This is a genomic window from Mesorhizobium sp. WSM1343, from assembly GCF_055901535.1.
Map to the genome: position 1 here is coordinate 3,282,839 of NZ_CM148370.1, position 26,471 is coordinate 3,309,309.

At 63.1% G+C, this 26,471-nt stretch carries 27 protein-coding genes; 20 read left to right on the forward strand and 7 right to left on the reverse strand.

Annotation, left to right across the window (positions count from 1 at the left end; all coding sequences use genetic code 11):
- Positions 1 to 43: 43 nt before the first annotated feature.
- Complete coding sequence (locus AC0NIL_RS15905) at positions 44 to 436, reverse strand: DoxX family protein (protein WP_473572057.1); 393 nt, start codon at positions 434 to 436, stop codon at positions 44 to 46.
- 179 nt (positions 437 to 615) lie between these two features.
- Between AC0NIL_RS15905 and AC0NIL_RS15910 the strand changes: the two genes are divergently transcribed.
- Positions 616 to 1,122, forward strand: coding sequence for a hypothetical protein (locus tag AC0NIL_RS15910; protein ID WP_127368916.1), 507 nt, complete (start codon positions 616 to 618; stop codon positions 1,120 to 1,122).
- Between the two features lie 82 nt (positions 1,123 to 1,204).
- Here AC0NIL_RS15910 and AC0NIL_RS15915 read toward each other — a convergent pair whose 3' ends face one another.
- Complete coding sequence (locus tag AC0NIL_RS15915) at positions 1,205 to 1,981, reverse strand: VOC family protein (protein ID WP_337121709.1); 777 nt, start codon at positions 1,979 to 1,981, stop codon at positions 1,205 to 1,207.
- Positions 1,982 to 2,147: 166 nt separating this feature from the next.
- Here AC0NIL_RS15915 and AC0NIL_RS15920 point away from each other — a divergent pair, with 166 nt between their 5' ends.
- From AC0NIL_RS15920 to AC0NIL_RS15970, 11 genes are all read left to right on the forward strand, one after another.
- The gene (locus tag AC0NIL_RS15920; protein ID WP_024501513.1) at positions 2,148 to 2,885 is read left to right on the forward strand and encodes a gamma-glutamylcyclotransferase; all 738 of its coding nucleotides are present in this window, start codon (positions 2,148 to 2,150) and stop codon (positions 2,883 to 2,885) included.
- A 120-nt stretch (positions 2,886 to 3,005) separates the two neighbouring features.
- Entirely contained in the window at positions 3,006 to 4,370 is a 1,365-nt protein-coding gene (locus tag AC0NIL_RS15925) for an NAD(P)-dependent oxidoreductase (protein WP_024501512.1), read from the forward strand.
- A gap of 2 nt (positions 4,371 to 4,372) precedes the next feature.
- Positions 4,373 to 5,686, forward strand: coding sequence for an NAD-dependent dihydropyrimidine dehydrogenase subunit PreA (gene preA, locus AC0NIL_RS15930; protein WP_013530894.1), 1,314 nt, complete (start codon positions 4,373 to 4,375; stop codon positions 5,684 to 5,686).
- A 109-nt stretch (positions 5,687 to 5,795) separates the two neighbouring features.
- The gene (locus AC0NIL_RS15935; protein WP_013530895.1) at positions 5,796 to 6,299 is read left to right on the forward strand and encodes an RrF2 family transcriptional regulator; all 504 of its coding nucleotides are present in this window, start codon (positions 5,796 to 5,798) and stop codon (positions 6,297 to 6,299) included.
- Between the two features lie 43 nt (positions 6,300 to 6,342).
- Positions 6,343 to 6,801: a carboxymuconolactone decarboxylase family protein gene (locus AC0NIL_RS15940; RefSeq protein ID WP_027160675.1), complete on the forward strand. Its 459-nt coding sequence runs from the start codon at positions 6,343 to 6,345 to the stop codon at positions 6,799 to 6,801.
- 72 nt (positions 6,802 to 6,873) lie between these two features.
- Positions 6,874 to 7,251, forward strand: coding sequence for a DoxX family protein (locus AC0NIL_RS15945; RefSeq protein WP_013530897.1), 378 nt, complete (start codon positions 6,874 to 6,876; stop codon positions 7,249 to 7,251).
- Between the two features lie 114 nt (positions 7,252 to 7,365).
- Entirely contained in the window at positions 7,366 to 8,427 is a 1,062-nt protein-coding gene (locus AC0NIL_RS15950; RefSeq protein WP_224675559.1) for a glycosyltransferase family 4 protein, read from the forward strand.
- A gap of 50 nt (positions 8,428 to 8,477) precedes the next feature.
- Positions 8,478 to 10,640 (forward strand): amylo-alpha-1,6-glucosidase, encoded by a 2,163-nt coding sequence (locus AC0NIL_RS15955; protein ID WP_027160673.1) that lies wholly within the window; start codon positions 8,478 to 8,480, stop codon positions 10,638 to 10,640.
- 142 nt (positions 10,641 to 10,782) lie between these two features.
- Complete coding sequence (locus AC0NIL_RS15960) at positions 10,783 to 12,564, forward strand: alpha,alpha-trehalose-phosphate synthase (UDP-forming) (RefSeq protein WP_275952705.1); 1,782 nt, start codon at positions 10,783 to 10,785, stop codon at positions 12,562 to 12,564.
- A 53-nt stretch (positions 12,565 to 12,617) separates the two neighbouring features.
- Positions 12,618 to 13,343, forward strand: coding sequence for a trehalose-phosphatase (gene otsB, locus AC0NIL_RS15965; protein ID WP_032898633.1), 726 nt, complete (start codon positions 12,618 to 12,620; stop codon positions 13,341 to 13,343).
- Positions 13,344 to 13,403: 60 nt separating this feature from the next.
- Positions 13,404 to 13,661: a hypothetical protein gene (locus tag AC0NIL_RS15970; protein WP_063168507.1), complete on the forward strand. Its 258-nt coding sequence runs from the start codon at positions 13,404 to 13,406 to the stop codon at positions 13,659 to 13,661.
- Positions 13,662 to 13,690: 29 nt separating this feature from the next.
- Here the strand turns inward: AC0NIL_RS15970 and AC0NIL_RS15975 are convergent, their stop codons facing one another.
- Both AC0NIL_RS15975 and AC0NIL_RS15980 read right to left on the reverse strand, forming a co-directional pair.
- Positions 13,691 to 14,413, reverse strand: a complete 723-nt coding sequence (locus AC0NIL_RS15975; protein WP_275952706.1) for an SDR family oxidoreductase — start codon at positions 14,411 to 14,413, stop codon at positions 13,691 to 13,693.
- Positions 14,413 to 15,255 (reverse strand): SDR family NAD(P)-dependent oxidoreductase, encoded by an 843-nt coding sequence (locus tag AC0NIL_RS15980; protein ID WP_275952707.1) that lies wholly within the window; start codon positions 15,253 to 15,255, stop codon positions 14,413 to 14,415. Before AC0NIL_RS15980 ends, AC0NIL_RS15975 begins: the two co-directional genes overlap by 1 nt.
- Before the next feature lie 103 nt (positions 15,256 to 15,358).
- Here AC0NIL_RS15980 and AC0NIL_RS15985 point away from each other — a divergent pair, with 103 nt between their 5' ends.
- The gene (locus AC0NIL_RS15985) at positions 15,359 to 16,246 is read left to right on the forward strand and encodes a helix-turn-helix transcriptional regulator (RefSeq protein WP_275952708.1); all 888 of its coding nucleotides are present in this window, start codon (positions 15,359 to 15,361) and stop codon (positions 16,244 to 16,246) included.
- Between the two features lie 200 nt (positions 16,247 to 16,446).
- On the opposite strand, the gene AC0NIL_RS15990 is transcribed toward AC0NIL_RS15985, so the two are convergent.
- Positions 16,447 to 17,082, reverse strand: coding sequence for a TetR family transcriptional regulator C-terminal domain-containing protein (locus tag AC0NIL_RS15990; protein WP_013530906.1), 636 nt, complete (start codon positions 17,080 to 17,082; stop codon positions 16,447 to 16,449).
- A 226-nt stretch (positions 17,083 to 17,308) separates the two neighbouring features.
- Between AC0NIL_RS15990 and aptA the strand changes: the two genes are divergently transcribed.
- Positions 17,309 to 18,637 (forward strand): omega-aminotransferase AptA, encoded by a 1,329-nt coding sequence (gene aptA / locus AC0NIL_RS15995; RefSeq protein WP_013530907.1) that lies wholly within the window; start codon positions 17,309 to 17,311, stop codon positions 18,635 to 18,637.
- 75 nt (positions 18,638 to 18,712) lie between these two features.
- Here the strand turns inward: aptA and AC0NIL_RS16000 are convergent, their stop codons facing one another.
- On the reverse strand, positions 18,713 to 19,351 hold the full coding sequence (locus AC0NIL_RS16000; protein ID WP_013530908.1) for a TetR/AcrR family transcriptional regulator: 639 nt from the start codon (positions 19,349 to 19,351) through the stop codon (positions 18,713 to 18,715).
- A gap of 121 nt (positions 19,352 to 19,472) precedes the next feature.
- On the opposite strand from AC0NIL_RS16000, the gene AC0NIL_RS16005 reads away from it, so the two are divergent.
- From AC0NIL_RS16005 to AC0NIL_RS16015, 3 genes are all read left to right on the forward strand, one after another.
- A complete protein-coding gene (locus tag AC0NIL_RS16005; RefSeq protein ID WP_064993848.1) occupies positions 19,473 to 20,723 on the forward strand; it encodes a Zn-dependent hydrolase in 1,251 nt (416 codons plus the stop codon).
- 63 nt (positions 20,724 to 20,786) lie between these two features.
- Entirely contained in the window at positions 20,787 to 22,238 is a 1,452-nt protein-coding gene (hydA, locus tag AC0NIL_RS16010; protein ID WP_063172510.1) for a dihydropyrimidinase, read from the forward strand.
- Between the two features lie 43 nt (positions 22,239 to 22,281).
- Positions 22,282 to 22,617 (forward strand): hypothetical protein, encoded by a 336-nt coding sequence (locus AC0NIL_RS16015; protein ID WP_275952709.1) that lies wholly within the window; start codon positions 22,282 to 22,284, stop codon positions 22,615 to 22,617.
- A 62-nt stretch (positions 22,618 to 22,679) separates the two neighbouring features.
- On the opposite strand, the gene AC0NIL_RS16020 is transcribed toward AC0NIL_RS16015, so the two are convergent.
- Positions 22,680 to 23,090 carry a cupin domain-containing protein gene (locus AC0NIL_RS16020; protein WP_013530912.1) on the reverse strand — a complete coding sequence of 137 codons (411 nt, stop codon included), beginning with the start codon at positions 23,088 to 23,090 and terminating at the stop codon, positions 22,680 to 22,682.
- Between the two features lie 142 nt (positions 23,091 to 23,232).
- On the opposite strand from AC0NIL_RS16020, the gene AC0NIL_RS16025 reads away from it, so the two are divergent.
- From AC0NIL_RS16025 to AC0NIL_RS16035, 3 genes are all read left to right on the forward strand, one after another.
- On the forward strand, positions 23,233 to 24,024 hold the full coding sequence (locus AC0NIL_RS16025; protein ID WP_013530913.1) for an ABC transporter ATP-binding protein: 792 nt from the start codon (positions 23,233 to 23,235) through the stop codon (positions 24,022 to 24,024).
- A gap of 414 nt (positions 24,025 to 24,438) precedes the next feature.
- On the forward strand, positions 24,439 to 25,317 hold the full coding sequence (locus AC0NIL_RS16030) for an ABC transporter permease (protein ID WP_275952710.1): 879 nt from the start codon (positions 24,439 to 24,441) through the stop codon (positions 25,315 to 25,317).
- Entirely contained in the window at positions 25,314 to 26,468 is a 1,155-nt protein-coding gene (locus AC0NIL_RS16035) for an ABC transporter permease (protein ID WP_224675566.1), read from the forward strand. Before AC0NIL_RS16030 ends, AC0NIL_RS16035 begins: the two co-directional genes overlap by 4 nt.
- The last annotated feature ends 3 nt before the right edge of the window (positions 26,469 to 26,471 follow it).

The window sequence follows — 26,471 nt, forward strand, 5'->3', positions numbered from 1 at the left end:
ACTTTTGGGCGACATGCACCAGGCCCGCATCCTCTTTCTGGCGTCAGGCGCTGCGGCGGCTGTCCAGCGCGAAAGCGCCGGCGCCGGCAAACACCAGATAGAGGAAGATGAAGCAGAACGAGATCGCCGAATCGCCGCCATTGTTGACCGGGAAGAAGTCGCGCGGCATGTGCGCCATGAAATAGGCGATCGCCATTTCGCCGGCCAGAAGGAATGCCACCGGTCGCGTGAACAGGCCCAGCGCGAGCAGGATGCCGCCGGCGAATTCGAGGATGGCGGCAGTCGTGGTCAGCCCGGAAAGGGCGTGGGGATCGACGCTGACGGGGAAGTTGAACAGTTTCTGGCTGCCATGCTCGATGAACTGCAGCGCGGTCATGATGCGCAACACGCCGAGCGCCTGCGGCTGGTATCTGGCGAGGCTTTCGAAAAGCTTCATAATGACTCCATTTTCAATCCGTCCGGCCATAGATTATCGCCCAGGAATGGACCATTCACTTCCCATGGCCTGGCGTCAACAATCGGTGATTGAAAATGTCCCCAGCTTGACCCTTCATATTTTTCCCGCAAGGGTTGCATTTCTATCGTTGCGGTTGTATTAGTGCGGCCACTCTAGAAATGTGGGTTCCCTTTGCCATGAAAAAAGTCGCCATCAGCCTCTTCGCAATTCTTGCAGGCACCAGCTTTGCCATGGCCGAGGATGCCGGCTGTGAGGCCTTCAAGTGGCCCGTGACGCGGGAGCAGACCCTGTTTGCCGCGGCACCGGCAACGCCGTCCGGAGCGGCACTGGCGGTTGGTGCGGCTGCGGACCTGGCGCTGGTGCCGGTAGAGAAAGCCGGTTTTGCGGTAGCGCCCGAACGTGCGCCGGCATCAGACAGTTTCGGGGCCATCGCCAGCGTGGAGGTGCCATCCGAGGGAGCCATCCAGATAAGTCTCTCGGGGGAGGCCTGGATCGATGTCATCCAGGATGGCCAGGCCATCAAGTCGGCGGGCTATAGTGGCGTGAAAACATGCCCTGGCATCCGCAAGAGCGTGCGCTTCAAGCTTGCGCCCGGCCCGGCCACCGTCCAGTTCAGCGGCGCGAAGAAAGCTGAGTTGAAGGTTGCGGTGCTGGCGCCGGAATGAGGCGGCGCCAGGCAGGGGGGAGAGGCCTTCATCGGTGGTCCGATGAAAGCCCGCACTTTGTGTCAGCGGTGTTCGATCGCCGTCAGCGGACTGGCGCCATCAAGGCGAAGTGCGCGCCTTGCGGGTCCTGGCACTGCACGATCCAACTGCCGCCGGGGACCTCCATCGGCCCCATCAGGATCTTGCCGCCATTGTCGGTGACCCGTTTGGCCGCCGCGTCGATGGCCGCAACGTTGAAGTAGAATTGCCAGACCGGGACCGGGATCTGCGCGGGCTTGTTCATGATGCCGCCGCCGGATTCGGGGCCGGCCGTAAAAGTCTGGTACGTGCCCATCGGGCCCATGTCGAAATCGCCGGCGTCGATCCAGCCGAACTGGTCGGAATAGAAATCGAACGCGGCTTTCCAGTCCGACGTGTAAAGCTCGTGCCAGCCGATGTGGCCCGGCGTGCTGGCCGGCACGACAGGCTGGTCGGGACCGTTCGGCTGCAGGAACATGAAGGTCGCGCCTTGCGGATCGGCGACGACGGCAAAGCGGCCGACGCCCGGAATGTCGTCGGGCTGGCGGTGAACGGTGCCGCCGGCTTTCTCCAGCGATGCAGTTGCGGCATCGACATCCCTGGTGTGGATATAGCCGAGCCAGGCAGGCGGCATGCCCATCTTGGCGGCATCCTCGGGCAAGGTCATCAGGCCGCCGACGCCACGTTCGCCGACATTCATGACGATGTAGCGCGGCATGCCGGGTGCCTTATCGAAGGGCTGCGCCGTCCAGCCGACCACTTGGGTGTAGAACGCCTCGGCGGCGTCGAGATCTGATGTCATCAATTCGTACCAGAAGAAGGGCATCGGGGTTTTTGGCATTTTCGGTCTCCTCACCTTTCATGGATCGATCGTCGTCCATCATAGGACGATCCTCACGACGGAAATCCGACACCGCCCGGACAACAATGGGTGTGTGTGCCAAGCGTTCCCTGATTGCGCATCCAGCGGTTTTCGATTTCTCTGCGGGCATGAGGGGTTGTCGTCCATGCGCTTGATGTCGCTCACGCCCGAGCTTGTCGCACTGTGCCATCGGGAAGAGGCCGATCCCGGTCCGGACCCGAGCTGGACAGACATGAACGACGAGGACTTTCGAACCCTCGCCTTGCGACTGTCCAATGAAGCCGATGAGGGACCGTTATGGGTGTTCGCCTATGGGTCGCTGATCTGGAAGCCGGAATTCGAGTCGGTCGAGCAACAGCTCGCCACCGCGTTCGGCTGGCACCGCTCCTTCTGCCTCGACATGGTGCGCTGGCGCGGCAGCGCCGAGCAGCCTGGGTTGATGATGGCGCTCGAGCGGGGCGGGCGCTGCAACGGCGTGATCTATCGCTTGCCGGAGGGTGAGAAGCCGGCGCAGATCGAAAGGCTGCTGCGGCGCGAGATCAGCGACCATGAAAGCATCGAGACGGTTCGCTGGCTGCCGGTGCATACGCCGCAGGGTAAGCTGCGCGCGCTCGGCTTCTGGGTCGGCGTGAAGGGCAGGGGAACGTCGCTGAACCAGCCGCTGGACAGAGTGGCGAGCGTGCTGGCCAGAGCCTGCGGGCATATCGGATCCGGCGCCGAATATCTCTACAACACGGTCAGCCATCTCGAAGCATTCGGCATCCGCGACCGCAATCTGTGGCGATTGCAGGAATTGGTGGCGCAGGAGGTCAGGGCCATCCATGGCCGCAAGCTTGAGCCTGGCCTTTCGCTCGCACTGCAAGCCCGACCGCAGTCGCAATAATATGAGTAAAAAAATCATATTATTGCCGAGCCTTTTCAGTGACTTGCGTCGAAAATTGACCAATTGATAAAAAAATAAAACGTGCTAGCCTTCTCCAAAAGAAAACATGGGGAACTGACGATGCCAGAAGGCCAATTCAGGGAAGGCATTGCGGGCGGCAGGCTCTCGGCCGACCAGTATGCGGATAATTTTTCCGACCTGCACCCGCCGCTCGACCACCACGAGGCGCTGGTCGAATCCGACCGCTGCTATTTCTGCTACGACGCACCGTGCATGAATGCATGCCCGACTTCGATCGACATTCCGCTGTTCATCCGCCAGATCTCGACCGGTAATCCGATCGGTTCGGCCAAGACCATCTTCGACCAGAACATATTGGGCGGCATGTGCGCCCGCGTCTGCCCGACCGAGACGCTGTGCGAGGAAGTCTGCGTGCGCGAGGTGGCGGAAGGCAAGCCGGTGCAGATCGGCCGCCTGCAGCGCTACGCCACCGACGTCGCCATGGGCGAGAACAAGCAGTTTTATCCGCGCGCCGAGCCGACCGGCAAGACGGTCGCCGTGGTCGGCGCCGGGCCGGCCGGCCTTGCCGCCGCGCACCGGCTCGCCCGCCACGGCCATGACGTGACCATCCTGGAGGCGCGCGCGAAGGCCGGCGGCCTCAACGAATACGGCATCGCCGCCTACAAGAGCGTCGACGATTTCGCCCAGGCCGAAGTCGACTACGTGACCGCGATCGGCGGTATCGACATCCAGAACGGCAAGGCGCTCGGCCGCGACTATCAGCTGTCGGATCTGATCCGCAATTACGACGCGGTGTTTCTCGGCATGGGCCTTGGCGGTGTCAATGCGCTGCGTGCCGATGGCGAGGACGCTGACGGCGTCATCAACGCGGTCGAGTTCATTGCCGAGCTGCGCCAGGCCAGCGACCTTTCCGGCCTGCCGGTTGGTCGCCGCGTCGTCGTCATCGGTGGCGGCATGACGGCCATCGACGCCGCGGTACAGTCGAAGCTGCTCGGCGCCGAGGAGGTGACGATCTGCTACCGGCGCGGCCAGGAGCACATGAATGCGTCTGAGTTCGAGCAGGATCTGGCCGCTGCCAATGGCGTCAGCATCCGTCACTGGCTGCAGCCGAAGCGGGTGATCGCCGAGAGCGGCAAGGTCACTGCCGTCGAACTCGAATACACCGCCCTCAACGGCGACAGGCTTGCCGGCACCGGCGAGACGCTGACGCTCGTTGCCGACCAGGTGTTCAAGGCGATTGGACAGAGCTTTGTCCCGGCCGCCCTCAACGGCAGCGGTGCATCGATCGAGCTCGAAGCCGGCCGCATCAAGGTGGATTCGGAAGGGCGCACGTCGCTTGCCAAGGTCTGGGCCGGTGGCGACTGCATCTTCGGTGGCGACGACCTGACCGTCTCGGCGGTCGCGCAGGGACGCGACGCTGCGGAGAGCATCAATCGGGCACTGACCTCGAACGGGAGGGCATGAGCATGGCGGATATCAGAAACAATTTCGTCGGCATCAAGTCGCCCAATCCGTTCTGGCTGGCCTCGGCGCCACCGACCGACAAGGCCTACAACGTCATCCGCGCCTTCAAGGCCGGCTGGGGCGGCGTGGTGTGGAAGACGCTGGGCGAGGAGGGCCCACCGGTGGTCAACGTCAACGGTCCGCGCTACGGCGCGATCTGGGGCGCCGACCGCCGCCTGCTCGGCCTCAACAACATCGAACTGATCACCGACCGCGACCTGCAGGTCAATTTGCGCGAGATCAAGCAGGTCAAGAAGGACTGGCCCGACCGCGCCATCGTCGTCTCGCTCATGGTGCCTTGCGTCGAGGAAGCCTGGAAGGCGATCCTGCCGGTGGTCGAGGAGACCGAAGCCGACGGCATCGAGCTCAATTTCGGCTGTCCGCACGGCATGTCGGAACGCGGCATGGGCGCCGCCGTCGGCCAGGTGCCGGAATATATCGAAATGGTGGTGCGCTGGTGCAAGCAGAACACCCGTATGCCCGTCATTACCAAGCTGACGCCCAACATCACCGATGTGCGCAAGCCCGCGCGCGCAGCACATGCCGGCGGCACCGACGCGGTGTCGCTGATCAACACCATCAATTCGATCACTGGTGTCGATCTCGACAGCTTCGCGCCGCAGCCGACCATCGACGGCAAGGGCTCGCATGGCGGCTATTGCGGGCCGGCGGTAAAGCCGATCGCCATGAACATGGTGGCCGAGATCGCGCGCGATCCGGAAACGCAGGGCCTGCCGATCTCCGGCATCGGCGGCATCACCACCTGGCGTGACGCGGCCGAATTCATGGCGCTCGGCGCCGGCAATGTGCAGGTCTGCACGGCGGCGATGACCTACGGCTTCAAGATCGTGCAGGAGATGATCGCGGGCCTGGAAAACTGGATGGACGAGAAGGGGCACGCCTCGCTCGACGACATCGTCGGCCGCGCCACGCCCAATGTCACCGATTGGCAGTATCTCAACCTGAACTACGTCGCCAAGGCGCATATCGACCAGGATGCCTGCATCAAGTGCGGCCGCTGCCACATCGCCTGCGAGGACACTTCGCACCAGGCGATCACCAGCATGGTCGACGGCGTCAGGCACTTCGAGGTCATCGAGGCCGAGTGTGTCGGCTGCAATCTCTGCGTCAATGTCTGCCCGGTCGAGAACTGCATTACCATGGAGCCGCTGGCAGCCGGTGTGATGGACCAGCGCACCGGCAGGCCGGTATCGCCGGTCTACGCCAACTGGACCACGCACCCGAACAACCCGATGGCCAAGGTGGCTGCGGAGTAGGAACTACCCCCAAGAGAAAATCGGCGCTTTCGAGCGCCGTTTTTCATTTTCCTATTGCAGATATGAATTATCCACGATAGTATGTATCCATGAATAAGGAACCTGTTCGATGAAGCTGGGCGAGGGTGTTGAAGCAGCCATCCATTGCGCCGCCACGCTGGCCAGTGTGGAAGGCAATAGCACCATGCCGGGCGCCGCTCTCGCCGAGGCCTTTGGCCTTTCGCCGAGCTATCTGCTCAAGCATCTCAACATGCTGAGCGCGGCGCGCGTCCTGGAATCGGTGCCCGGGCCTGCCGGTGGCTATCGGCTGGCGCGGCCAGCCGAGCGCATCACGCTGCTCGACATCGTGCTGGCCGTCGAGGGCCGCGAGCCGGCCTTCCGCTGCGGCGAGATCCGCCAGCGCGGTCCGGTGAAGCTCGATGCGTCGGCCTATGTGAAACCCTGCGGCATCAACGCCGCGATGCTGAAGGCCGAACGCGCCTATCGCGCCGCGCTCGCCGAGACCAAGCTGTCCGATATCGTGGCCACCTATGCGGCAGAAGGCGATCCCAGGTCGCTTGCTGCGAGCTGCGCCTTTGTCGAGCGCCACCAGCGGCCGCAGAAATCCAGTTAACCCCAAAACCTCAAAACCCAAGCAGACGTGAAAGGACAAGACGATGAAACAGAGGCTGCAATTTTTCGCCAAAGCGCCGGAGATCATGAAGGCGGTGTCGGCGCTCAACAAGGCGGTGGACGAATGCGGGCTCGAGGTGAGCCTGCTGCACCTGATCAAACTCAGGGCTTCGCAGATCAATGGCTGCTCGTTCTGCGTCGAGATGCACAGCCGCGAGGCCAGGCGCGACGGCGAGACCGAGCAGCGGCTCTATCTGGTTTCAGCCTGGAAGGAATCGCCGCTGTTCTCGGAGCGTGAACGCGCGGCTTTGGCCTGGACCGAAGCCGTCACCCTGATCGCCAGCAATGGCGTGCCGGACGAACTTTATGCACGTACGCTGGAGCATTTCTCAGAAGAGGAGCTGGTCAAGCTGTCCGTTGCGCTCGGCATGATCAACACCTGGAACCGGCTGTGCATCCCGTTCCAGGCCATACATCCGATGCCGGCGGCCAAGGCTGCCTGATTGTCCAATCATGTTGGGAGCGCCGTAGAGAGCGCGCTCCCACTGCCTTGAACCTTTAAAGGGGAGAGTTTGATGCCTGCGGATTTGCCTTCGACCTTGTTGTTTCTCGCTCGCCTGCTGCTCGGCGGCGCCTTCGTTTTCGCCGGCCTGCGCAACATCCAGAACGCGGCCTTCCTGACCCAGCTGATGGCCGCGCGCGGTGTGCCGCAGGCGCGGTTGGCACTGTGGACTGGTATCGTACTTCAGGTCGCCGCCGGTGTGCTGGTCATCGCAGGATTGTGGACGGCACTCGCGGCCACGGTGCTGCTGCTGTTCCTCATCGTCGCCACGCCGATGTTCCACAATTTCTGGGACCATCAGGGTCCGGACCGTGCGTCCCGCATCAATGGCTTCGTCGGGAATGTTGCCCTGAGCGGTGGCTTTCTGACCCTGATCGCGCAATCCGTTTGACGCACAGTTCCATGCCGACTGCGGCCTCTGGTGCCGACGGCTCGACCATAAAATCGGAACCAATCGAGCCGTTGACGCATTTCACACCTGCATGCCCAGCATCCAGGATGAAATATGAAAATCGCCCATGTCGCGCCGCTTTATGAATCGGTGCCGCCAAGGCTCTATGGCGGCACCGAGCGCATCGTCTCGTATCTGACCGAAGCGCTGGTCGATCTGGGTCATGAGGTGACGCTGTTTGCCAGTGGCGACAGCCAGACCTCCGCGAAGCTGGTACCCAGCCGGGAACGCGCGTTGCGCCTCGATCCGCGTCCGCTCAAATCCGAGATCGCGGCGCATCTTTCGATGCTTGCGCAGGTGAGGGAACGGGCGTCGGAGTTCGACGTCATCCACTTCCACCTCAGCCACTTCCTGCACTTTTCCTTCTTTGAGGATATTGCGGAGCGGACGGTGACGACGCCGCATGGCCGCCTGGATTATGTCGACCTGGCGCCGGCCTATGAACGGTTCCCGCGCTTTCCCCTGATTTCCATTTCGCACAGCCAGAAGGCGGGCCTTGCCAACGCCAACTGGTTGGCGACGATCCATCACGGATTGCCGACTGCTCTCTACGAACCGACGTTCGAGACGGCCGCCGAAGAACCCTACCTTGCCTTCCTCGGCCGGTTCTCACGCGACAAGCGCCCGGATCGCGCCATCGAGATCGCCTTGCGTTCGGGGCTCAAGCTCAAGCTCGCGGCAAAGATCGGCGACGACGATCGCGCCTATTTCCGTGAGGTGGTCGAGCCTTTGATCGATGGCGATCGCGTTGTCTATGTCGGTGAGATCGAGGAAAACCAGAAGGCGGAATTTCTCGGCAAGGCGGCAGGCCTGCTGTTCCCGATCGACTGGCCGGAGCCGTTCGGCCTTGCCGCTATCGAGGCAATGGCCTGCGGTACACCGGTCATCGGCTGGAATTGCGGTGCGCTGCCGGAGATCATCGATCAAGGCGTCACCGGTTTTATCGCTGACACAATGGATAGCGCGGTCGCTGCGGTGCCGGACTTGCTGCAACTCGACAGGCGAAAGGTGAGGGCCGTTTTCGAAAAGCGGTTCTCCGCCAGGAGAATGGCCGGCGACTATCTGGCCGCCTATGCGGGCCTGATCGGCGTCCCGAGCACGGCGAAGGCGTCTTGAGCAGCGACGTGCTCGAGCCACGGCAACGAAACAACAGGGATCTTTGACGAATGGCCCAACTCGATGAGCGCCAGCTCGATCCTGCGGTTGCGCTTGCATCGCTCGACGCCACCGCCCCTCGCGAGCCGCATCGGTTGTTTGCGCTCAAGCAGGGCGATTGCTTCGCCGTTGCCGACGCCTATGGCGACATACGTGGCGCCGGCGACGGTTTCTTTCGCGACGACACGCGGGTTCTTTCCGAGTTCCGGCTGACCGTCGGCGGCAGGCAGACATCTCTGCTCGGCGCCTCGCTCAGCCAGGACAATGTGCTGTTCACCACCAATTTGACCAATCTGCCGATACAGAGCGCCGGTGGACGCGACATCCCGCAGGGAGCCATTCACATCGAACGCGTCAGACTGCTTTGGCAGGACAGGCTGTTTGAACGCATCACCCTTTCCAATTACAGCCGGGAACACTCGACGATCAGCGTTTCCCTGCACTATTCCGCCGATTTCCGCGACATGTTCGAAGTGCGTGGCTCGACACGGCCGAAGCGCGGGCTGGCCCATGCCGCCGAAACAAACGCGACGTCGGTCCTGCTGCGCTATGATGGGCTCGATGGCCTGGCCCGCCTCTCGGCGATATCGTTCTCGCAGGCGCCGGACCAACTGAGTGCCAACCGTGCCGATTTCCTGATCGCCGTGACCAAGCGCAGCAGGAAGGTGCTTTATGTCGAGGTCGGTCCCGAGGTGGCCGACAAGCCCGACCGCGACCGGTTCCGCGCCGCTGCCGCCCGCGCCCGTTTTGGCATGCGGGCCAAACGTCGCCATGGCGCGACGGTGCGCAGCTCGGGCCGTGTCTTCAACGACTGGGTCGAGCGCGCTCGCGCCGATGTCGCGTTGCTGACCACCGAGCTGGCGACCGGCCCCTATCCCTATGCCGGCATCCCCTGGTTCTCGACGGCGTTCGGCCGCGATGGCGTCATTTCGGCGCTGCAGATGCTGTGGCTCAATCCGGGCCTGGCGCGGGGCGTGTTGGCCTTTCTGGCCCAGCATCAGGCGACCGAGACATCGCCGTTCAGCGATTCGCAGCCGGGCAAGATCATGCACGAGACCCGCAAGGGCGAAATGGTGGCGCTGCGGGAGCTTCCCTTTGGCCGCTACTACGGTGGCGTCGATACGACACCGCTCTACATCTACCTTGCCTGTGCCTACGCCGATCGTACCGGCGACATGGCGTTCATCGACGGCCTGTGGCCGTCGCTGTGCGCCGCGGCCGAATGGACGGAGGAGGCGGGCCGGGAGACCGGATTCGTGACTTACCAGCGAGCGGCCGAGTCCGGCCTCGCCAACCAGGGATGGAAGGACAGTTTCGATTCGGTCTTCCATGCCGATGGCCGCATTCCCAAGGGCCCGATCGCCCTTGTCGAAGTGCAGGGCTACGTCTTTGCCGCCTTCCGGGGGCTGGCGGCACTTGCCCGTCGCCGGGGCGAGAACGACAGGGCCGACCACTGGGATGATCGCGCCGAAGCGATGCGGGTTGCCGTGGAACGGGATTTCTGGCTTGACGATCTCGGCTTCTATGCGCTGGCAATCGACGGTGCCGGCGAGCCCTGCAAGGTGCGGACCTCGAATGCGGGGCATCTGCTCTTTGTCGGATTGCCTGAGCCTGCGCGGGCCCAGATGGTGGCTGACCAGCTGCTTTCCGCCTCCTTCCATTCGGGCTGGGGACTGCGGACGCTCGCCGACGATGCCGTGTTCTTCAATCCGATGTCGTACCACAATGGCTCGATCTGGCCGCACGATACCGCCCTTTGCGGTGCCGGGCTGGCGCGCTATGGCGAGCGCGAAAGCGTGGTTCGCCTGATGAGCGGCACGTTCGAATCCGCGGTCCATTTCAACATGCGGCTGCCCGAACTGTTCTGCGGTTTTACACGTGCGCCGGGCGAAGCACCCATCGCCTATCCCGTCGCCTGCCTGCCGCAAGCGTGGTCGGCGGGCTCCGCTTTCATGTTGATGCAGGCCTGTCTTGGCCTGGAGATCGACGGCTGGGAGGGTGAGATTCGCGTTGGCCGCCCCAGGCTGCCGATCGGCATCGACACGCTGACACTGCGGCACCTGGGCGTCGGCGACCGGGTCGTCGATCTCACCTTCCAGCGCGTCGGCGACCGGGTCGTCGCTTTCCTGGCCGACCGCCATGAAGGGCTGGTGCCGCTCATAGTAAGAACATGATCCGAACAAAATTGGCGGAACCGATCCAGGCCTTGTGCGTTGCAAAAACACTGGTCCGAACGCCGACCACGTGGCCGGCGGACCGTTTCAAACGGGAAACACGAACAAACGGTCGCCGACGGCCGGGGTGAGTTGACGTTCAATGACAAACTACGGTGCGGACCTGCTCTGGGTTCTGATTTTCGCGAGCCTCGGTTTTTCCGCTCTTGCCGTATTCCTCTCCATATCGCGGCACCGTCGCCGTCATCCTCCTGCCGTCCCACATACGGCAGGCGAAGATGTGGCGGCGGAGGCCGCGCGCAAGGTGATACGGGAGTTCGAAAAGAACGGCCAATCGGCCGATGCCGCGCTGGTGACCTGGTCGCCAGAAACATTGCGCAAGATCCTGGCCGACGATCTGCCCGATGCGCAGGTTATCGTGGTGTCCAATCGCGAGCCGTACATCCACAATGTGAAGGACGACGGCGTCGAGTTGCTCGTCCCGGCCAGCGGGCTGGTGTCGGCGCTCGAGCCCATTACCCGCGCCTGTGCGGGCACCTGGATCGCCTATGGCGGCGGAACGGCGGACCGCCTTACCGTCGACGACCACGATCGCGTGCAGGTGCCGCCTGGCAACCCGTCCTACACGCTGCGCCGGGTCTGGCTGACGGAGGAAGAGCATCAGGGCTATTATCTCGGTTTCGCCAATGAGGGCCTTTGGCCGCTTTGCCATATCGCCTTCACCCGGCCGATTTTTCGCGCCTCCGACTGGGCTGCCTATGAAGCCGTCAACCGGAAGTTTGCAGATACCGTGGTTGCCGAGGCGCGCAACGAGCGGCCGATCGTGCTGGTTCAGGATTACCATTTCGCGCTGCTGCCGCGCATGATCCGCGAGCGCCTGCCGGAGGCGATCGTCATCACTTTCTGGCACATCCCGTGGCCAAATTCGGAAGTGTACAGCATCTGCCCATGGCGTGAACGCATCCTCGAAGGCCTGCTCGGCAGTTCGATCATCGGCTTCCACACTCAGTTCCATGCCAACAATTTCACCGAAAGCGTCGATCGCTTCCTGGAAAGCCGCATCGAGCGGGCCGATGCGGCCATCTCCTACGGCGGACGGACCACATTGGTGCACGCCTATCCCATCTCGATAGAATGGCCGGCGGACCTGCTGGCGAAACTTCCCGCTGTCGACGATTGCCGCGCTCGCATGCGCGAGAGGTTCGGCCTTAAAGCGGATGTGAAGCTGGCCGTCGGGGTCGAGCGCCTCGATTATACCAAGGGCATTCTCGATCGGTTTCACGCTTTGAACGAATTGTTCAAGCGACAGCCTGAGTGGATCGGAAAACTGGTCTTCCTGCAGATCGCGGCGCCCAGCCGCGGCACGCTGCCTGCCTACAAGCTGCTCCATGACGAGTGCCACCGTTATGCCGAAGAGCTCAACCGGCGTTATGGCAGCGAGGGCTACAGGCCGGTGATCATGGTGGCCGAACATCACTCGCAAGAACAGGTCTACGAGATCTATCGGGCCGCCGACATATGCATGGTCACCAGCCTGCATGACGGCATGAACCTCGTCGCAAAGGAATTCGTCGCCGCGCGCGACGACGAGCAGGGCGTTTTGATGCTCAGCACATTCGCCGGCGCCTCGCGTGAATTGCTGGAGGCGCTGATCGTCAACCCTTACGATGCCGCCATGATGAGCGGAGCGCTGTTGCAGGCACTGACCATGTCGCCCGAAGAACAGCGCGAGCGCATGCGCCCCATGCGCGAGACAATCCGCAACAACAATGTCTATCGCTGGGCCGGCAGCATGCTTCTGGATGCGGCGCGTTTGCGCAAGCGCGGGGACCTCGATCGGGTGACCGGTGCCATCAGCGACCCGCCGCCCAGCGTCGACAATGTCGTCTCCATTTTTGAGCGCAGACGGGTGGCGATGTCATGAGCGATGCGCTGCAAAACATTGTTGGCGAGACCCTGCACAAGCCACAGGCCGTCATGGAGAAACCGCACACTGTGCTGACCGGCGAATGGGCGTTGTTCCTCGACATCGACGGCACCCTGCTGGAACATGCCGAACACCCGGACGCCGTCTCGGTCAGCGACGAGCTCCGCTCCTTGCTGCAAGGCCTGGATCGCAAGCTGAACGGGGCATTGGCCTTCATAACAGGCCGTTCCGTCGCGGCTGTCGATCATCTGTTTCAGCCTTTGAAGCTGCGCGCCGCCGGGCTCTATGGCCTGGAACATCGGCTCCTACCGAACGACGACGTCGAAGTCGCGGATGAGCCGGCGGATATTTCTGCGCTTGCCGACGAGATCGAGGCCGAGCTCGGTCGCGGCGCCTATATCGAGCGCAAAGGACGGGTGCTGGCCATCCACACGCGCGCCGCCCCGCATCTGCTTCCGCGCGCGACGCAGCTTGTCGAGCAGGCGCTGGCCACGCTGCCAAAGGGCTACCGGGTGGTTCCCGGCAATGCCGGTGTGGAACTGCTGCCGCTCGAGGCCGCTAAGGGCGCCGCGATCCGGCGTTTCATGGAAATTGCGCCATTCACGGGCCGTCGCCCGGTCTTCCTGGGCGACGACACGTCGGATGAAAACGGTTTTGAGGCCGTCAATGATGCCGGCGGCATATCGATCCGCGTCAAACCACCAGCGCACACCGCAGCGCGGTACGGGCTTGCCGACGTTGTCGAGACGCTGGCCTGGCTGAGAGGTCAACTTTAGATCCAGCCGACGCAACCGCGATCGCGCCTCCTGGAAAGGGCAAGGAAAGGAACGGTTTCGATGGGACGCTTTGCACAATTGGTCCGAGAGATCACCCCGAACTGGCTGCACTCTCGCTCCTCCCGCCATGACATTGCCGACGTTTCACCGTCCGACGCGGATTTCAGCTGGCAAGAGGCGATCGACAACAAGATGTATGGGGCTGATACGCCTGATTATTCCTATGTTCCGGAAAAGACCGCTTCAGATGCGGTGAGACCGGGCGGTGACAGCCCCGGCGAAAAGAGCGTGCGGGGTGATCCAAAGAGAGCCAATTGAGGGTGAAAAGCCTGTCGGCGCCCGGAACGCTACGCCGCAAATCGCAGTCCGCCGTCGCAGGTCAGCACCTGACCGGTCATGAAGCCGTTGGAGACGAGGAAGGCTATTGCCGCGGCGACGTCTTCGGCGCGACCGATGCGGCCGACCGGGGTCCTGCCGGCATAGTCGGCAAACAGCGCCTGCCTCTGCTCCTCGGCCAGAAAGTCCCACCAGGGTGTGTCGATGACGCCTGGCGCCACGACATTGACGCGCAGCGGTTTCAACTCCATCGCCAGGATCGGCACCACGGTCAACAGCATGCCGTTGATGGCGGCGATACCGGCGACGCCGGGCGTTGCGAGCTGCGCCGACACCGCCGAGATGAAGGTGACCGATCCGGCCTTGTTGAGTGTCGGCAAGGCGGCCTGCAGGCAGGACAGCTGCGGGCGGACCTTTTCCTCCACGCCACTGCCGATGTCACTCAGGTCAAGCGCCGGGAACGGGCCGAGGCCCCTGCCGCCGCTGGCCGCCAGCACCAAGTGATCAAAGGGGCCGAGGCGCTCGAAGAATTGACGGACCTCATCCGGCTTCGACGCGTCGAAAGCGGCCTTCTCGGCAGCACCGCCAAGGCTCTTCCAAGCGCTCTTCAGCTTGTCCTCGTTGCGGCCGGTGATGGTTACCTTCATGTCCGGGCCAAGCAGTTTGCGCGCCGTCGCCAGCCCGATGCCGGACGAGCCACCGATGATGACGGTGTGTTGGATTGCCTTGGTCATCAATGCTGTTCCTTCGATGTGGGGGAGGCCGGGCCGATGAAGTCGAGGCTCAAGCTTCTCAGCTGTTGCCTTGCCTTGGCGTCGTAGGCCTGAGCATCGGCGCGGGATTCCCGCAGGCCGTCGAAATAGAGGCCGCTTTTCCCGTTGAGCGTGGGTGAGGTGGCGAGATTGAGGATGGCATCGGCGCCGGTCTCGACCGAGCTCCACGGCGTCACCCCGGCCTGCCGGACCATGGTTGTGTTCATGTAGCTCGCCGGATGCAATGCGTTGACGGTGACGCCGGTGCCTTTCAACTGTTCGGCCAAATCGACGGTGAACAGGATCTGCGCCAGCTTGCTCTGGCAATAAGCGCGCACCCCGTCATAGGAGCGGGTCAGCATGACATCGCTGAAGTCGATCGCCTGCTGCCCCGCAGAGGCGACATTGACGATGCGCGCCGGCGCACTCACCTTCAGCAATGGCAGGAGCTCCGATGTCAGCAGGAAACCGGCGAGATAGTTGACCGCGAAGCGCAGTTCATAGCCGTCGGCACTCACCTGCCTTTTGGCACCTTGGCCCGCTGTGCCGATGCCGGCATTGTTGATGAGGATGTCCAGCCGGTTCGTCCGGGCGCGCACCGCCTCGCCGAGGTGGCGCACCTCGGCCAGCGAAGAGAGGTCGGCGACCAGAAGCTCCGCCTTGCCGCCGGCGGCTTCGATCTCGGTGACAACAGCCTTGCCGCGCATCGCATCGCGGCCGTGCACCAGCACACGGGCGCCCGCGGCGCCGAGCCGTTGTGCGACAACGCGGCCGACGCCGTCTGTCGAGCCGGTGATGAGGATCGTCTTGTCTTTGAGTTCCATGTTCAGAGCCTCCGTTCTGTTGCTCTGAACGGAAGATGGGGCAGTTGGCGCTGGCCAAACAGTTCAAACTTTATCCTGGTATCAATACTGCTATAATACGCGCATGGAGTCCCAACCTCACGCGGCCCCCACACGTTCGGCTGAAGACAGCCGCCGGCGCGAACTCGGCGCCTTCCTGCGCTCGCGCCGCGAAAGGCTGACGCCCTCGGCCGCAGGCATCGCCACCGGTCTCAGGCGACGTACGCCGGGCTTGCGCCGCGAGGAGGTGGCGATGATCGCCGGTGTCGGCACGACCTGGTACACATGGCTGGAGCAGGGGCGGGAGGTCAGGCCCTCGGTCGAGGTGCTGACGGCGCTCGCCGAAGCACTGTGCCTCGACGCCGCCGAAAAACAGCATCTTTTCATCCTCGCCGACCGCCAGCAGCCGGAGCGCCGTGCCGTAGCGCCGGAAAAGGTCGATGGCCCGTTGCTGCACATGCTGCAGAGCCTGGTGCTGCAGCCGGCCTATGTCGTCGGGCGGCGCTGGGACGTGCTGGCCTGGAACCCGGCGGCTGTGGCGGTGTTCGGCGATTATGGTCTGCTGGAGGGTGACGCCCGCAACATCGTCCACATGGTGTTCACGAGCCCGCATCACCGGCACCTGCTGGTCGACTGGGAGCAACTGGCGCGCACCGTGCTGGCCTCGTTCCGGGCCACGAGCGCCCGCTATGTCGGCGATCCGGATTTCGAGCGGCTGATCGAGTTGATGACGCGTTCGAGCCCCGAATTTCGTGCTTGGTGGCCGCAGCGCGACGTCGCGCATCGGTTGTCGGGGGTGAAACATGTCCGGCACCCGAGCGCGGGCGCCATGACCTTCGAGCATATGAGCCTGTCGATCGGCGACGGCTCGGACATGAAGCTGATCGTCTACACGCCGTTAGCCGAGCAGAATTCGATCGCCAAGCTGCAGGCATTGCTGGACGCGCTGCCGGCCGAGCGGCGCAGCGCCTGAGGTTGGCTGGCGTCCCCCTCGGCTTCGTCATCCACGGGCGAAGCGGACGCGGAGACCCGAGGATCCATGCCGGGGCGTTTGCCGAAGAGTACTACTGAGCAGAATTTGGACCTTTGCGGCGCGTTGAAGTCGCGGCATGGATTCTAGGGTCTGCGCCGCGTCGCTTCGCTCCTTGCTTCGCCCTAGAATGACGAAACCATTTAGCCCTTCGGCTTCAACCCATCGAGGAACAACTGCTCGAGAAATCTTGCCGCATCCTCGAAGCGGCCGTCGCCGCCGCGGTTCGGTCCGAGCACGGCGCGGACCTGGACGTCGAAATCGGCATAATGCTGCGTCGTCGCCCAGATCGAGAAGATCAGGTGCCACGGGTCGGTCTTGGCGATCTTGCCGGCGCGCATCCAGCCCTTGATGACGGCGGCCTTCTCGTCGACCAGCGTTTTCAGTTCGCCCGCCAGCAGCGGCATGATGCGCGGCGCGCCTTGCAAGATCTCGTTGGCGAACAGTCGGCTCTCGCGCGGAAAATCGCGCGCCATCTCCAGCTTGCGCCTGATGTAGCTGCGTAGTTCGGTAAGGGGATCGCCAATGTCGTCAAGTTCGCGCAGTGGCGCCAGCCAGGTGTCGAGCAGGCGCTGCATCAGCGTTTCGTGGATGTCTTCCTTGCGCCGGAAATAATAGAGCAGGTTCGGCTTCGACATGCCGGCAGCTTCGGCGATCTGGTCGATGGTCGAGCCGCGAAAGCCGTTGGTGGAGAAGACCTCAAGCGCCGCCTCCAGGATGAGTTCGCGCTTTTCCTGCTGGATGCGGGTGCGGCGAGGGGCATCCGTGCCGATGGTCACCGTTGCAAGCCCTCGTGTTGAGGCTCATCTGGACCAATTCTCTGGACCAGTTTTTCCCTAGCCTGTGGAACGCACTTCAGGTGCCGCATTTCCGCTAGTAATCCTTGACCGCCTAAAGGGCGGTGCTAACGTTTGTCCAATCGGTCAAAAATTTGCGTAGCATGAAAACGCGGCAAAGACCAAGCGTTGGGCGCAGCGAAACAGTTTACAAGGGGAAGTCCTGGTCATGTCCAACCGGCTGAAAGTCACGCCGAACGATCTCAGTGCATTCTGGATGCCGTTCACGGCAAACCGGCAGTTCAAGCAGGCGCCGCGCATGATGGTGTCCGCCAAGGACATGCATTACACAACCAGCGACGGCCGCAAGGTGCTCGACGGCACCGCCGGCCTGTGGTGCGTCAATGCCGGCCACTGCCGTCCGAAGATCACCGAGGCGATCCAGCACCAGGCTGCCGAACTCGATTATGCGCCGGCCTTCCAGATGGGCCATCCGATCGTGTTCGAACTGGCCAACCGCCTGGTCGACCTGGCGCCCAAGGGCATGGACCATGTCTTCTTCACCAATTCCGGCTCGGAATCGGTCGAGACCGCGCTCAAAATGGCGATCGCCTATCACCGTGTGAAGGGCGAGGGCTCGCGCACCCGGTTGATCGGCCGCGAGCGCGGCTATCACGGCGTCAATTTCGGCGGCATTTCGGTCGGCGGCATCGTCACCAACCGCAAGATGTTCGGCACGCTGCTCGGCGGCGTCGACCATATGCCGCACACGCATCTGCCGGAAAAGAACGCCTTCACCAAGGGTGTGCCGGAGTATGGCGCGGAACTCGCCAACGAGCTGGAGCGTATCGTCGCCCTGCACGACGCTTCGACCATCGCCGCCGTCATCGTCGAGCCGGTCGCCGGCTCCACCGGCGTCATCCTGCCGCCGAAGGGTTATCTGGAGAAGCTGCGCGAGATCTGCACCAAGCACGGCATCCTGTTGATCTTCGATGAGGTCATCACCGGTTTCGGCCGTCTCGGCACACCGTTCGCCGCCGACTATTTCGGTGTCACGCCCGACATCATGACCACCGCCAAGGGCGTCTCCAACGGCGTCATCCCGATGGGCGCGGTGTTTGTGAAGAAGGAGATCCACGACGCCTTCATGACCGGCCCCGAGCACATGATCGAGTTCTTCCACGGCTACACCTATTCGGGCAACCCGATCGCCTGCGCGGCCGCACTCGGCACGCTTGACACCTACAAGGAAGAGGGCTTGCTGACCCGTGGCGAGGAGCTGGCGCCGTACTGGGAAGACGCGCTGCATTCGCTGAAGGGCGAGCCGAACGTCATCGATATCAGGAACATCGGCCTGATCGGTGCGATCGAGTTGGCGCCGATCGCCGGCCAGCCGACCAAGCGGGCCTTCTCGGCCTTCGTCAAGGCGTTCGAGCGCGGCGCGCTGATCCGCACCACCGGCGACATCATCGCGCTCTCGCCGCCGCTGATCATCACCAAGGGCCAGATCAACGAATTGATCGACCATGTTCGCGATGTGCTGAGGTCAATCGATTGACGGACTGACGCGGTCGGTTGAGGTCGGCGCGGCAGCGCGCCGACCTGACCTTTTGCTTGCAACGAACCATTACAGTCAGGCGGGCAACGCACCGATCCCGGTCAGGATCACCCGCTTGATATTTTCCTTGGCTTCCCGCCATTGCCGGTCGGACAGAGGTTTTCCGCCATTGAGTGTCTCGATCTGATGGCCGAAATCGGCGTAGTGCTGGGTCGTAGCCCAAAGCATATAGAGCAGATGGCGCGGATCCACCGGGTCCATCTTGGCTTCCTCGATCCAGCGCCTGATGATCTCGACGCGGCCGTCGGTCCATTCGCGCAGCGTCGATTCCATATAGTCCTGAAGCACCGGCGCCCCGTGCATCACTTCGGAGGCCCAGACCTTCGAGCCGTCCGGATGGCGGCGTGATATTTCCATCTTGGCGTCGATATAGGCACTGATGCCGTCTATGGGCCCGCGCGCCGCGTCGAAGCAATTGGCCGCCTGTAGCCAGATTTCAAAGATGTTTTGAACGACCGACCGGTAAAGCTCTTCCTTGGTGGCGAAATAGTAGTGGAGATTTGCCTTCGGCAATCCCGCCAGATCCGCAATCAACTGCATCGTGGCGCCGCCAAACCCTGCCTCCGCAAACACCTTCTCTGCAGCGACGAGAATGGTTTTTTCATTCTCTCGGCGGATCTCCTGTCGCCGCATGGGGCGGGTGGGTTCTGCCATGTCTACCCCAAGATTCTAGTTGACCGCTTGGTCAGGTTGTGTAGTTTAAAAGCTGACCATACGGTCAAGCTGTAAATCACTCAAGGGGCGACAAGACCCCTGGTGTAGATGGGAACTCGAGATGGCCGCACCCGGCGAGAATCTGCGAATCAATTCAGACCGTTTGTGGGATTCCATCATGGAGATGGCGAAGATTGGCCCCGGCATTGCCGGCGGCAACAATCGCCAGACCGTGACCGACGAAGACGGCGAAGGACGGCATCTGTTCAAGCGCTGGTGCGATGCGGCCGGGCTCGAAATGGGCGTCGATGAAATGGGCACGATGTTTGCCCGCCGCGAAGGCACCGATCCCAGCCTGCCGCCGGTCTATGTCGGCAGCCATCTCGATACGCAGCCGACCGGCGGCAAGTATGACGGCGTGCTCGGTGTACTGGGCGGGCTTGAAGTGGTGCGCTCGCTCAACGATCTCGGCATCAAGACCAAACATCCGATCGTCGTCACCAACTGGACGAACGAGGAGGGCTCGCGCTTCGCGCCGGCTATGATGGCGTCCGGCGTGTTCGCCGGCGTGCTCGACCAGGCCGATGTGTACGGGCATGTCGACAAGCAGGGCAAGAAATTCGGCGAGGAACTGGAGCGCATCGGCTGGAAAGGCACCGAGAAGGTCGGCGACCGCAAGATCCATGCCTTCTTCGAACTGCATATCGAACAGGGTCCGATCCTCGAGGACGAAGATATCGACATCGGGGTCGTCACCCATGGCCAGGGCCTGAAATGGCTGCAGGTGACGCTGACCGGCAAGGAAGCCCATACCGGCTCGACGCCGATGCCCAAGCGCCGCAATGCCGGGCTCGGCATGGCGCGGGTGATCGAACTGGTGCACGAGATCGCCATGGACTACCAGCCCGATGCCGTCGGCGCGGTCGGCCACATGGAGGTCTATCCCAATTCGCGCAACATCATCGCCGGGCGCACCGTCTTCACCGTCGATATCCGCTCGCCGGAAAAGGAAGTGCTGGACGCGATGGATGGCCGCATCCGCGAAGGCATCGACACGATCTGCGATGCACTCGACATCCGCTACGAGATCGAACAGGTCGGCGCTTTCGATCCGGTGACTTTCGATGCCGGCTGCGTCAAGGCGATCCGCGATGCCGCCGACCGCCTTGGCTATTCCCATCGCAACATCGTTTCCGGTGCCGGCCACGACGCCTGCTGGATCAACCGCGTCGCGCCCACCGCCATGGTGATGTGCCCTTGCGTCGATGGCCTCAGCCACAACGAGGCCGAAGAGATCACCAAGGAATGGGCTTCGGCGGGTGCCGATGTCTTGTTCCACGCGGTGGTGGAGACGGCTGTCATCGTGGAGTGAGCTTAGAATCCACCTTCCAAACGACGCTCGTAAAGAAGCGCGAAGAGAACAAGGGAACAGTCAATGACCAAAGTCATCCGAAACGGCACCATCGTCACCGCCGACCGCACCTGGAAGGCCGATGTGCTGATGCAGCACGGCAAGATCGTCGCCATCGGTTCGGGCCTGCATGGCGACCATGAGTTCGACGCCACCGGCTGCTACGTCATGCCGGGCGGCATCGACCCGCACACCCATCTCGAAATGCCGTTCATGGGCACCTATTCGGCCGATGACTTCGAGTCCGGCACGCGCGCGGCGCTCTCCGGCGGCACGACCATGGTGGTCGATTTCTGCCTGCCGGCGCCACAGCAGTCGCTGCTCGAAGCCTTGCAGATGTGGGACAACAAGACCTCGAAGGCGTCGTGCGACTACTCCTTCCACATGGCGATCACCTGGTGGGGCAAGCAGGTGTTCGATGAGATGGCCACGGTCGTCGACAAGGGCATCACCTCGTTCAAGCATTTCATGGCCTACAAGGGCGCGCTGATGGTCGACGACGACGAGATGTATGCGTCGTTCCAGCGCTGCGCCGATCTCGGCGCGCTGCCGCTCGTTCATGCCGAGAATGGCGACGTGGTGGCGGCACTGTCGCAGAAGCTGCTGGCTGCCGGCAACAACGGCCCCGAGGGCCACGCCTATTCGCGGCCGCCCGAAGTGGAAGGCGAGGCGACCAACCGCGCCATCATGATCGCCGACATGGCCGGCGTGCCGCTCTATGTCGTGCATGTCTCCTGCGAGCAGAGCCATGAAGCGATCCGCCGGGCGCGCCAGAAGGGCATGCGGGTGTTCGGCGAGCCGCTGATCCAGCACCTGACGCTGGACGAGAGCGAGTATTTCGACAAGGACTGGGACCATGCGGCCCGCCGCGTGATGAGCCCGCCCTTCCGCAACAAATCGCACCAGGACTCGCTGTGGGCCGGCCTGCAGGCGGGTTCGCTGCAGGTGGTGGCGACCGATCATTGCGCTTTCACCACCAAACAGAAGCGCAACGGCGTCGGCGATTTCACCAAGATCCCGAACGGCACCGGCGGGCTTGAAGACCGCATGCCGGTGCTGTGGACCACAGGCGTCAACACCGGCCGGCTGACGATGAACGAGTTCGTCGCGGTGACCTCGACCAACATCGCCAAGATCCTCAACATGTATCCGAAGAAGGGCGCCATCGTAGAGGGCGCCGACGCCGACATCGTCGTCTGGGATCCCAAGCGCAAGAAGACAATTTCGTCCAAGAAGCAGCAATCGGTGATCGACTACAATGTCTTCGAGGGTTTCGAGGTGACCGGCCTGCCGCGGTTCGTGTTCTCGCGGGGCGAACTGTCGATCCAGGAGGCCGAGGTCAAGGCCAAGCCCGGCCATGGTGAATTCGTCGGCCGCGAGCCGAATGCGGCCGTCAACCGGGCGCTGTCGACGTGGAAGGAAATCTCCGCGCCGCGCAAGGTGGAACGCACCGGCATCCCGGCGACCGGGGTTTGAGGTGCGGCGCGGGGGACTTCTTTTCGCGGCAGTTTTGGTTCTGGTGGCCAGCCAAGTGTCGGCGGCCGGCATCGACCTAGCCAAACCTTATGGCAACAAGTCCGGCTGCATCAACAAGAACGGCCAGGAAGTCTACGCCGAGGACATGCTGCTTCTAACCAACACCGACTTCATCACGGCGACGAGCGCTTGCACCTTCACCGGCAAGAGGGTCCAGGCCGACGGCTCGCTTGTGGTGAAGGCGGAGTGCGAGGCCGAAGGCGAAGAGGGCAAGTCGCCCGCCACCTTCATCATCAAGCACAGCACCAAGAACGCCAAGAAACTGGTGATCGCGGATACGGACGGCACCGTCTATGGGGAAGTGTCTCGGTGCCGATGATTGCCGAAGCTGGCGGGCGCAAACCTCTAGCAATTGGCCGACGGGCGCCTAGCCCGGCGAAGTCAGCTTCCGGCGACCAGCGCATCCAGTTCCGGCAGCAGGACGACGCTCTCCTGTTCGTTGGGATCGGTGCGCGCAATGACGGCAGAGGACGGGGCGCCGCTCAGGTTGGCCGGCAGATGCGGCACGCCGGCGGGGATGTAGAAGAGATCACCGGCCTTGACAACGATATGATGCTCGAGCCGGTCGCCATACCAGGTGTGAACTTCGCCGGAGAGCACATAGATCGCCGTCTCGTGGCTCTCGTGCATATGCGCCTTGGCGCGGGCGCCGGGCGGCATGGTGAGCATGTGCATGCAGATGCCGGAGGCACCGACGGTCTCGGCGGCAATGCCGGCGAAATAGGTCAGCCCCTGCTTGCCTTCATAAGTGCTTTCAGGGCGGATAAGATGACAAGTGGGTTTGGGCGACATCGGGGAAACTCCGGGCGTCGGTCGCGTGGGACAAGGTCAGAGGGACAGGGCCAAATGGGACAGGGTAAGTGGAAAACAACATCGCGATAAAAGCAATCGGATTCCAGCCGCCGCGGGAACGGAAACAGGCAGGCGGCAACCGATGACGGGGAATTCGCCAGCCGTCGTCGCGGCAAGCAAACTCGGGCTGACCTTCCAGACCAATGACGGGCCGGTGCAGGCGCTGTCCAATGTCGATCTGACCATCGGCAAGGGCGAGTTCGTCTCCTTCATCGGGCCTTCGGGCTGCGGCAAGACCACGCTGCTGCGCGTCATCGCCGATCTGGAGAAGCCGACCTCGGGGGCGATTTCCGTCAATGGCATGACAGCAGAGCAGGCGCGTGAGAAACGCGCCTATGGCTATGTCTTCCAGGCGGCGGCGCTGTTTCCGTGGCGGACCATCGAGCGCAATGTGGGGCTGCCGCTGGAGATCATGGGCCTGTCCAGGGCGGAGCAAGGCGAGCGGATCAAGCGCACGCTCGGCCTCGTCAACCTCTCTGGATTCGAGAAGAAATATCCCTGGCAGCTCTCGGGCGGCATGCAGCAGCGCGCCTCGATTGCCCGTGCGCTGGCCTTCGACGCCGACCTGCTGCTGATGGACGAGCCGTTCGGCGCGCTGGACGAGATCGTGCGCGACCATCTCAACGAGCAGCTGCTGGAATTGTGGGGACGCACCAACAAGACCATCTGCTTCGTCACCCACTCCATTCCGGAGGCCGTCTATCTGTCGACGCGCATCGTCGTCATGTCGCCGCGCCCCGGCCGCGTCAGCGACATCATCGAATCGACGCTGCCGAGAGAGCGGCCGCTCGACATCCGCGAGACGCCGGAGTTTCTGGCGATCGCAGCGCGGGTGCGGGACGGGCTGCGGGCGGGGCACAGCTATGATGATTGAGGGAGCAAACGACGGGCTCCCTCCTCTCCCCAACGGGGAGAGGGTGGCCGGAGCGAAGCGGAGGTCGGGTGAGGGGGCGGCCAACCGCGCCATCCTAGGGCGCCGCGAAGCGGCGCGCGTAAAGGGAGCGGCCAACCACGCTTTCGTCATCCTAGGGCGGAGCAGGCGCGAAGCGGCCTGCGCAGACCCTAGGATCCATGCCGCGACGTCCGCCGAAGGGCGCAAGCGGCTGAGAATACCCGCCAAGCAGGGCGAGGCACAGGGAGCCATGTTCAGCACCGTTGCGGAGCATAGAGGTAACGGCATGGATCCTAGGGTCTGCGCCGCGTCGCTTCGCTCCTTGCTTCGCCCCAGGATGACGAAGACCTGGGATTGCCGCCCTCTCCTGTTGGCGAGAGGAGGGGAGCGACCCTGATGGACACCTTCCGCGATAAGCTCGTTCCCGTCACCTCCATCCTCGTTGGCGTGGTCGCGCTCTGGTATGTCTTCGCCGTCATCCTCAACACGCCGTTCCAGCGCGATCTCGATCGTCGCGCCGGTGAAACATCCACGTTCAGCCAACTCATCGGCAAGACGCTGTCGCAGCCGAAGCCGACATTGCCGGCGCCGCACCAGGTGGCGGTGAATTTCTTCGAGAACACCTTCCTGCGGCCCATCACCTCCAACCGCAGCCTGGTCTACAATGCCTGGGTGACGCTTTCGTCGACGCTGCTCGGCTTCGCTTTCGGCACGGCGCTCGGCATCATCATCGCCGTCGGCATTGTCCATGTGGCGACGCTCGACCGCAGCCTGATGCCGTGGATCATCGCCTCGCAGACCATTCCCATCCTGGCTGTGGCGCCGATGATCATCGTCGTGCTGGGGGCGATCGGCATCAGCGGGCTCGTCCCGAAGGCGATGATTTCGACCTATCTGTCGTTCTTCCCGGTGACTGTCGGCATGGTGAAGGGGCTGCGCTCGCCCGAGATCATGCATCTCGACCTGATGCACACCTACAATGCCAGTCGCGCGCAGACCTTCTGGATGTTGCGCGTGCCTGCTTCGGTGCCGTTCCTGTTCACCTCGATGAAGGTGGCGGTGGCGGCAAGCCTGGTCGGCGCCATCGTCGGCGAACTGCCGACAGGCGCTGTCGCCGGCATCGGCGCCAAGCTGCTCGCCGGCGCCTATTATAGCCAGTCCATCGACATCTGGTCGGCGCTGGTTGCTGGCTCAGTGGTGGCAGCCCTTCTGGTCATGGTGGTCGGCATTGCCGGGCGCCTCGTCGACCGCGCTATGGGCGGGAGGCCGGCATGAACTGGCTGAAACCCTCCTGGCAGGCAGTGCTGGCGATCGTGCTGTGCCTGATCGCAGTGGCGCTCGGCCCGATCGCCGCGCCGAAAGTCGATGCACTGGCGCAGCCTGCAGGGACGTTGATATACCCCTATGTGGCGACGACCTGGCTGATTTTCGGCGTGCTGCTTGTCGCCGCTTTGATCTCGGTGACCAGAATACCGTCCATCGTCGAAGCCGTTGTGCTTTTCATCGGCGCGCATCTGGCCGCCTGGCTGCTGATTGGCGGCATCACCGGTTTCGAAGGCCTGGCGCGGACGCCGTACTTCCTGCTTCTCACCGCCGCATGGCTGCTTGGCTGGCGCTGCGTGGCGGTGCTGTCATCATTGCGTCCGTTCGCCAAATGGGCTCGCACCGCGCTGCGCCTGATCATCCCAGCCATCTTCGGCGCCTGGATCCTGATCATCTGGGAAGCGGTGACGCGTGGGGCCGGCATACCCTTCATCCTGCTGCCGCCGCCAAGTGCCATCGGCGCGCGCATCGCCGGTTCGCTGCCGGTGCTCGGCGCCGATGTCCGCCAGACCATCTTCAAGGCGGTCATCTTCGGCTATGTCGTGGGCAGCGGCGCCGGCTTCATCACCGCGGTGCTCGCAGACCGTGTGCCGTTCCTGCGACGCGGCCTGTTGCCGATCGGCAACATGGTCTCGGCGCTGCCGATCATCGGCGTCGCGCCGATCATGGTGATGTGGTTCGGCTTCGACTGGCAGTCCAAGGCGGCGGTGGTCATCATCATGACCTTCTTCCCGATGCTGGTGAACACGGTCGCCGGTCTGGCCGCCTCCGGCCATATGGAGCGCGACCTGATGCGCACCTACGCGTCGGGCTACTGGCCGACGCTCTTGAAGCTTCGGCTGCCGGCAGCAGCTCCCTTCATCTTCAACGCGCTGAAGATCAACTCGACGCTGGCGCTGATCGGCGCCATCGTTGCCGAGTTCTTCGGCACGCCTGTCGTCGGCATGGGCTTCCGCATCTCGACCGAGGTCGGGCGGATGAACATCGACATGGTCTGGGCCGAAATCGCAGTTGCAGCACTTGCGGGTTCGGTCTTTTATGGCGTGGTCGCTCTTGTCGAAAGAGCCGTCACGTTTTGGCATCCCTCTGTCCGTGGTGGATAGGGG